This window comes from Reinekea sp. (genome assembly GCF_982785585.1).
Genome location: NZ_CEYAVF010000046.1, coordinates 2,964 through 11,053 on the forward strand (window position 1 = coordinate 2,964; position 8,090 = coordinate 11,053).

The 8,090-nt window shown below is 57.7% G+C and carries 5 protein-coding genes; all 5 read right to left on the reverse strand.

All coding sequences use genetic code 11. The annotated features are described in order from the left end of the window. Positions 1-218 precede the first annotated feature (218 nt). Entirely contained in the window at positions 219-3,683 is a 3,465-nt protein-coding gene (locus tag AC4FIC_RS14160) for a PAS-domain containing protein (RefSeq protein WP_490359425.1), read from the reverse strand. 112 nt (positions 3,684-3,795) lie between these two features. Then, a complete protein-coding gene (locus AC4FIC_RS14165) occupies positions 3,796-5,418 on the reverse strand; it encodes a long-chain fatty acid--CoA ligase (protein ID WP_273284341.1) in 1,623 nt (540 codons plus the stop codon). Between the two features lie 128 nt (positions 5,419-5,546). Then, positions 5,547-5,987 (reverse strand): thioredoxin TrxC, encoded by a 441-nt coding sequence (gene trxC / locus AC4FIC_RS14170; RefSeq protein ID WP_287420470.1) that lies wholly within the window; start codon positions 5,985-5,987, stop codon positions 5,547-5,549. Positions 5,988-6,109: 122 nt separating this feature from the next. Then, the gene (locus tag AC4FIC_RS14175) at positions 6,110-7,282 is read right to left on the reverse strand and encodes a thiolase family protein (protein ID WP_287439660.1); all 1,173 of its coding nucleotides are present in this window, start codon (positions 7,280-7,282) and stop codon (positions 6,110-6,112) included. Between the two features lie 79 nt (positions 7,283-7,361). Continuing rightward, the coding region (locus AC4FIC_RS14180) for an SDR family oxidoreductase (RefSeq protein ID WP_490359426.1) at positions 7,362-8,090 on the reverse strand (729 nt) is incomplete at its 5' end.

Consider the following 8,090-nt stretch of genomic DNA (forward strand, 5'->3'; position numbering starts at 1 on the left):
CTCATGCCCGGCGATAACATGTCTGAATCGCTGCGATCGTACAAATTATCGTCGTACACGGATATAACGCCTATCTCTGGCACCCAATATAGATAAGCGTCAGTCTTGATGCCGTCAATAACCTGTTCAAACCATGGACTGCTGAGCATTTTTCCCTACCTAAATTGACTCACTAATAGCCTTAGGTTACGTATATCAACGCTGAACGGATTGCTGAGTCATTGCTTGGTGCGGATCAAGGCCTGTTCGATCAAGGCCTTAAGCTGCATCGGCCGAACCGGCTTTTTCAACAGATAGAAGCCACTGCTCTTGGTGGCCAGACGGACGGCGTCGTTATAATCGGCGGTGATGATGATCACCGGGGTCTCCTTGAGCCAAGCCTTTTTCCACGACGAGACCACATTGAGACCGGTCTGGGCATCATCGAGATGGTAATCGATGATCACCAGATCCGGGAGATGCGCCTCGATCAGGCTATCGGCCGCCGCTTCGTTGAGCGCGACATCAACGGTATAGCCCCATTCGCCGATCAGACTCTTCATACCCTCGATAATCATCTTTTCGTTATCAACACAGAGGATGCGCGAGGCATTCTGTCGGTTGTTGTCGAGTTCGATCACCTTGGCTTGGGGCGCGGGCTTCTTACCGACCGGCACCGACAGTCGGAAGCAACTGCCCTTACCCAGTTCGGATTGAATACTGATGGGATGGTCCAGTAATAAGGACATGCGCTTGACGATGGCCAGGCCCAGGCCCAAGCCTTTTTCGATCGAGACGATTTCCGGCACCCGGTAAAACTCATCGAAGATGGCCTTAGACTGGAAGGTGGTCAAACCCGGACCGGTATCCCAGATCTCGATGCAGCACAGGTTACCGCGCCGTCGGGCGCCGACCAGCACCTTGCCACGCAGACTATATTTGATCGCATTGCTGATCAGGTTTTGCAAAATCCGGCGCAGTAGGCGGCCATCGGTGCGCAGATAGATCGAACAGTCGACCACCTTGAGCCGCACCTCCCGTTCCTCGGCGATCACGCCAAATTCCACGCTCAACGAGCGCAACATGTCATACAGGGAGATGGTCGCGATCGACGGCTTAATAATGTCCGAATCGAGTTTGGAGATCTCAAGCAACTCGTTCAATAGGTTTTCCGCCGAGTGCAACGACTGCTCAATCTGATTACCGAGGCGAATCAGCGCCGGATCGCCATTGTTGCGCTTTAACTTAGCCTGCAAGCTGGCCGAGAACAGGGCCGCCGAATTAAGCGGTTGAACCAGATCGTGACCGGCCGCGGCGAGAAAGCGGACCTTGTTCTTATTGGCCTTTTCCAGCTCGACATTGGACAGCTGCAGTGCCGCGGTGCGTCGATTAACCGTCTCCTCGAGCCGGTCGTTACTCAGTCGCAGTTGATCCTCAATTTGCCGGCGCTCGGTGATATCGGTATAGACCGTGATATAGCCGCCATCGGCCATCGGTCGACCCTGGATTTCCAGGAAGGTGCCATTGGGGCGCTTACGCTCGTACTTATAGGGTACGCCAGAATGCAGATGGCCCAAGCGCTTGTCGACCAATGGCCCGACCAGACCGGGGCCGCACTCGCCAATAAAGGCATTGTGGCGGATCAGATCTTCCACCGGCCGGCCGATCGACAAGAGCTCCTCCGGGTATTCGAACATCTGCTGATAGGTTTGGTTCCAGGCCACTATATTGAGCTCGTGATCGACGATACTCAGGCCCTGATTGATCGACTGCAGGGCCGAGTTCAGCAAATCTCGGTTGAATTTCAAGACCTGAGAGGCCTCATCGACGATGCTGTTAACGTCGCGCCAGGTCATGCCCTGCTTTTCTTCGATCTGCTCAAACAGCAAGCGTGCCGCCGGAGCACCTAAGATCGACGCCAGGGTGCGTTCGGCCTGATGCAGCAGCTCATTGTCGGCATCATCATCGACCAGGAGGCGGCCGTTTAACGGGTTCACATAGACGTCGAACAGCAGCTGGAGCTTTTCCTTATTGATAAACTTGCCCATCAGGGCGTGTAAGTCCCCGACACTGATATGGCGCGTTTGCGAGACCACCTTGACCTCATTGCTGGAGTGATGCACGTAGCGCGACGCTTGCAGCCGGTCTTTTAACGACTCGTGACCGTAAGCCGAGCCCAACAGCAAGCCCAAGACATTGAGCGCCAGGCTCCAGGCGGTGCCGTGCACCACTGGGTCCAGGCCCGTCAGACCAAACAGGGCATAGGGATTGAAGATCGACAGCTCGAACAGGGCATCGGCAATCACCTCCGGAATAATGCCGGCTCGGGCAAAGAGCGGCAGCAACAGGGTATAAAACCAGGCGATAAAGCCCAATGACAGGCCCCAGATGGCCCCGGTTCGATTAACCCCGGTCCAAAACAGGCCCAGTACCAGGGCCGGCACAAATTGCGCGACCGCGACAAAGGAGATCAGGCCGATGGCAATCAGACCCTCGTATTCGACGATCAGGCGGTAATAGAAGAAGGCGCTGACGACAATCATCAGAATGCCGACACGACGCAGATGCAAGACATTGCGCCCCATGTTTTCCGAGTCGGCGCGCCACCATTTCAGGCGAATCAGCAGCGGCAGCATGATCTCATTCGACAACATGGTACTGAGCGCCACCGTCGCCACGATCACCATCGAGGTCGCCGCCGACATGCCACCGAGAAACGCCAGGATGGCCAGATCATCGCGGCCCAGCGACAGCGGGAGCTTAAGAATGAGGTATTCCAGATCGGCCGTATTGGTGGAGAAATGCAGCATACCGACCAAGGCCAGGGGCACGATAAACAGATTCAATATCAGCAGATAGAGTGGAAATACCCAACGCGCCTTGAGGATATCGCGCTCAGTCTGATATTCCACCACCGCAACGTGAAACTGACGCGGTAAGGCGAAGATACCCATCACCCCGAGCAATACTTGCGTGGTGTAGATATAGGTCTTATCAAAGCCGCCGATCATCACAGCCGTTTTGGGGGAATTGAGGGTGTCGGTTAAGACCTGCACCATACCACCCCCAACCACATTGATGGCCCACACGCTGATCAACAAAAATACCAGCAACTTGACCACCGCCTCAAAGGCAATGGCCAACATCATGCCCGGATGATGTTCCGAGGTGTCCAGATGGCGAGTGCCAAAGAGAATCGCAAAGCCGGCCATAACCAGCGAGACGTAGAGCGCCGAATCGCTAAACCAGGCATCGGACTGCCATTGCGTGCCGGAGACTATATCAAAGCTGACCGAGACCGCCTTAAGCTGCAAGGCGACATAGGGGATCACCCCAATCAGGCTGATTGACGCGGCCAGGACCGAGACCGCGCGACTGTGGCCATAGCGGCTGGCGATAAAATCGGAAATGGTGGTGACATTCTCCTGCTTGGCGACCCGAATCAGTTTGCGCCAAAAAGCAAAGCCAAACACGAACAGCAAGATGGTGCCGATATGCGAGGGGGAGAAATACCAGCCGTTGGCGGCAAACTGCTGCGTGGCGCCATAGTAGGTCCAGCTGGTACAGAACACCGTCAACGACAGGCTATAGACCCAAGGGTGCCAGCGCGCCGGAATGGGCCGACGGTCGCCCAGCAAGGCAATGCCAAACAGCAAGGCGATGTAGAGCAGGGATATGGTGATGAAAAAGGGCAGAGTCAGCATCGGGGGGTTCGATCTCAGATACATTAGTGGAACACAAAAACGGGCCCTACGGCCCTGCCCTACCTTACCGGAGCGCCGATTGCTCGGCTATGTTTTCTTTTTGCAGACCAGACTAGTCGGCCAGCAGGATGCGCCGGTATTCATCGCGCACATCCATCTTGCGTAACTTGCCGGTGCCGGTATGGGGTAAGGACTCCACCACCACGATGCGATCGGGCAACCACCACTTGGCGACCCGTTGCTGCAACATGGCACGCAGGGCGGCCTCATCATAATCTTGACCGGCGCGCAGGGTGATCAGCATCACCGGCCGCTCATCCCATTTCTCGTGCAGGGCGGCAATCACACAGGCCTCGTTGACGGCGGGATAGTCCAGCGCGGCATTTTCCAATTCCACCGAGCTGATCCATTCGCCGCCCGACTTGATGACATCCTTGGTGCGGTCGACCACGCTCATATAGCCTTGGGCATTGATCACGGCGATATCGCCGGTAATAAACCAGCCATCGACAAAGCTGTCGGCGCCCTCGCCCTTGAAGTACGACGCCAACACCCAAGGCCCGCGCACGCGCAGCTCGCCGCGGGTGACCCCGTCGTGCGCCAAGACACGCCCGGCGGCATCAAAGATTTCAATCTCGACACCGAAGATCGGTTTGCCGGCCGAGGCTTGCAGCGCATAACAGTCCTCATCGGAGAGCTGATCCATCTGCGGGGTCAGGTTGGCCGTGGTCGCCAGCGGCGAGGTTTCGGTCATGCCCCAGATGCCCATCCAGTAAACGTCATAGAGTTCGGCATAGCTCTTGACCATGGCCGTGGGCGAGGCGGCACCGCCGACCCCGACAATGGCCAAGGACTCGATGCTCTTACCGCTTTGTTGCAAGTAATTGTGCAGGTTCAACCAGACCGTGGGCACGCCATAGGATTGATTGACCTGTTCGGTCTCAATAAGCTTTTGTAGGTTTTCGCCGGTTAAGGCACAGCCCGGAAACACCAGCTTGGCACCATAGATCGGCGCCGAGAAGGGAATGCCCCAGGCGACCACGTGATACATCGGTACCACCGGCATGACCACCGACCATTCGTCAAAATCCAAGGCCTGACTGCCACCGCTGAGAATGGCGTGCTGCACCATCGAGCCCTGGGTATAGAGCACGCCCTTGGGGTTGCCCGTGGTGCCACTGGTGTAGCACAGGCCACAGGGGGTATTGGCCGGCAAGGACGGCCAGACTGCCTCATCGGACTGGGCGGCGATCAGTGTCTCATAACATTCCAGACTGAGCGGGCTCGACTGCGGCATCTGCTCGGCCGCACACAGGACGATCAGCCGAGTGACGCTGGGAATCTTATCGGCCAAGGCTTCTAGAATGGGCAACAGTTCCGGGTCGACGAAGATCCAGCGATCTTCGGCGTGATTGATAATATATTGCAGCTGCTCGACAAAGAGCCGCGCATTGAGGGTGTGCACCACCAGGCCCTGGCCGGTAATGCCATAGTAAAGTTCAAAGTGACGATAATGATTGACCGCCAGGGTCGCAATCCGATCCCCCGGACTCAGGTTCGCCGAGGCGAGGAAATTGGCCACACGACAGGCGCGCTTATAGGCATCGGCATAGGTATAGCGATGCACGCTCAGATCGGCGAGCATCGACACGATCTCTTGTTCCGGGTAGCGCAGCGCAGCCGACTTGAGAATATCGCTGGTGTTCAACGGGAAGGTCATCATAGGCTCGGACATGGCGTAGGGCTCCAAAAGTTCTTATTATTGTGCAGATCAGTGTAGCGACCCGGCGTTTCTCGGCCTATCGGACGTTAGTATAACAGCTGGCAAGCCTAGCCCGCTGCGAGCGCACGCAATGCCTCGCCTCAAGCACCCAGATCGGCGACCTTTTTTTCCAACCACTGATCAAACATCGACGCCGGCATGGCGCCGGCTTGCCGGTCCACCACCGCCCCGCGGTGAAACAGGAGCAGGCTTGGAATAGAGCGGATGCCATAGGTCTGCGACAGGCCCGGAGCACTGTCGGCGTCGACCTTGACAAAGCGGACCCTGGGCTCCCAACTCGCCGCGGCCTGTTCGAAGATCGGGCCAAACTGCACACAGGGACCGCACCAGCTGGCCCAAAAATCGACCACCACCGGCAAATCGGTTTTGAGCACCACCTTGGCAAAGTTCTGCTCCGTCACCGCCACCGGCCGAAAGGAAAACAGCGGCGCTTTGCAGCGGCCGCAGGTCGCCTTATCCATAAGCCGTTCTTTCGGCACTCTATTGAGGGTGGTACAGGCGGCGCAGCTGATATTGAGCATGGTCATGAGCTCCTTAGATTTGGTTCATTTTAAACTGGGGGCATCGATTCGATTTAACCCCCCTATTCAATTAGCCCTGTCTTATGCGCCCTGCCGGATTGGCAGGGCGCATAAGCGGCAGACTAGCGCTCCAAACAGATGGCCGTGCCCTCGCCGCCACCGATACACAAGGCCGCGATGCCGCGCTTTTTATCCAGGCGGATCATATTGTGCAACAGGGTGACCACGATGCGCGCCCCCGAGCAGCCCAATGGATGGCCCAGGGCACAGGCGCCGCCACTGATATTGGTAATCTCATGGCTAAAGCCCATGTCCGCCATACCCATCATGGTAACCATGGCAAAGGCTTCGTTGATTTCCGCCAATTCGATATCGTCGGCAAACCATTGGGCGTTGGCCAGAGCCTTGGTCATGGCACCGATCGGGGCGCAAGTGAATTCGCTCGGCGCCTGGGCATGACTGGCGTAGCCCTTGATGGTCGCCAATATCGGTAAATCGAGGGCCACGGCTCGGGCTCGATTCATGACCACCAAAGCCGCGGCGCCATCGCTGATCGAGCTGGCATTGGCGGCCGTGATGGTGCCGGTCTTGGTAAAGGCGGGGCGTAACTGGGGGATCTTGTCCGGACGTGCCAGCGCCGGCTGCTCATCGGTATCGACTCGAACCTCGCCGGCTCGAGTGGTCAGGGTCACCGGGGCAATTTCGGCGGCAAAGTGGCCTTCGGCGATGGCGCGCTGCGCTCGGGTTAGGCTTTCTAGCGCAAAGTTGTCCATCTGCTCGCGGCTGATCTGCCGGTCATCGGCGGTGCCCTGGGCGTGCACGCCCATGGCACTGCCATCGAAGGCATCTTCCAAGCCGTCTAAAAACATATGGTCATAGACCGTCTGATGGCCCATGCGATAACCGGCGCGCGCTTTGTCGAGCATAAAGGGGGCGTTGGACATCGATTCCATGCCACCGGCCACGGCCGATTGGATCGCACCGGTGCGGATCTGGTCCGCCGCCAGCATCAGGCTCTTCATCCCAGAACCACAGACCTTATTGACCGTGGTGGTCGGAACCGAGTCGGGAATGCCCGCCTTGATCGCGGCCTGGCGGGCCGGGGCCTGCTTTAAGCCGGCCGGCAAGACACAGCCCATATAGACTTCATCGGGCTCGCCGGCGGAGAGCCCGATACTGGCCAAGCTGGCCGCAATCGCCTGGGCGCCCAATTCGGTCGCCGTTAAGGGACTCAGAATGCCCTGAAAGCCCCCCATGGGGGTACGTTTGGCGGCAACGATAACGACTTCGATCATACTGAAATTCACTCCTGTGATTAGTGGTTTTAAGCCAAGTTCTGACCGGGTTTTAGCCCACCAGGCTAAGGTGGCAATGCTAGAGCCGCAAAGCGGCATCGACTTCTAGGGTGCGGCCGGAGTAATAATCGTTTTCAAAAATAAAGCTTACCGCCTGGGCGATATGGTCCGGCTGACCCCAATGCCCCAAGGGCACCATGGCGCTGACCCGCTCCTTGGCCGCGTCTTTCATACTCGCGGTCATCTCAGTGGCAATAAAGCCCGGCGCGACATCGGCGACCCGAATGTTATAGCGCGCCAGTTCCTTGGCCCAAGTCACGCTAAGCGCAGACACCCCGGCCTTGGCGGCACTGTAATTGGACTGACCGAGATTGCCAGCGCGCGAGATGGAACTGATATTGACGATCACGCCCGACGTTTTAGCGCTGACCATCCAGGCCGCCGCGTCACGGCCGCAGAGGAAGACACCGGTCAGGTTGACATCGATCACCGACTGCCAGTGCGCCAAGGACATTTTGGTCAATTCACCGTCTTTGACTCGGACTAAGAGCCCATCACGCAAAATACCGGCGTTGTTGACCAGACCGTCGAGCTGGCCATGATCGGCCTGCATTTGCTGAAAGAGCTGCGCCACCGAGGCTTCATCGGCGACATTGGCGCTATAGCCATAGGCGACTCCGGTTGCAGACAGGGTTGCCACCGCCTGGCGCACGCCCTCGTCATCAATATCGATCACCGACACCACGGCACCCTTGGCCTGCAAGGCCTGTGCGATGGCAAAACCCAAGCCGCGCGCGGCGCCGGTGAT

What these genes read in the sequence shown, in the direction of transcription:
- AC4FIC_RS14160 (WP_490359425.1), bottom strand. Translation starts at nt 3,683, where the DNA reads ATGCTGACTCTGCCCTTTTTCATCACCATATCCCTGCTCTACATCGCC.
- AC4FIC_RS14165 (WP_273284341.1), bottom strand. Translation starts at nt 5,418, where the DNA reads ATGTCCGAGCCTATGATGACCTTCCCGTTGAACACCAGCGATATTCTC.
- trxC (WP_287420470.1), bottom strand. Translation starts at nt 5,987, where the DNA reads ATGCTCAATATCAGCTGCGCCGCCTGTACCACCCTCAATAGAGTGCCG.
- AC4FIC_RS14175 (WP_287439660.1), bottom strand. Translation starts at nt 7,282, where the DNA reads ATGATCGAAGTCGTTATCGTTGCCGCCAAACGTACCCCCATGGGGGGC.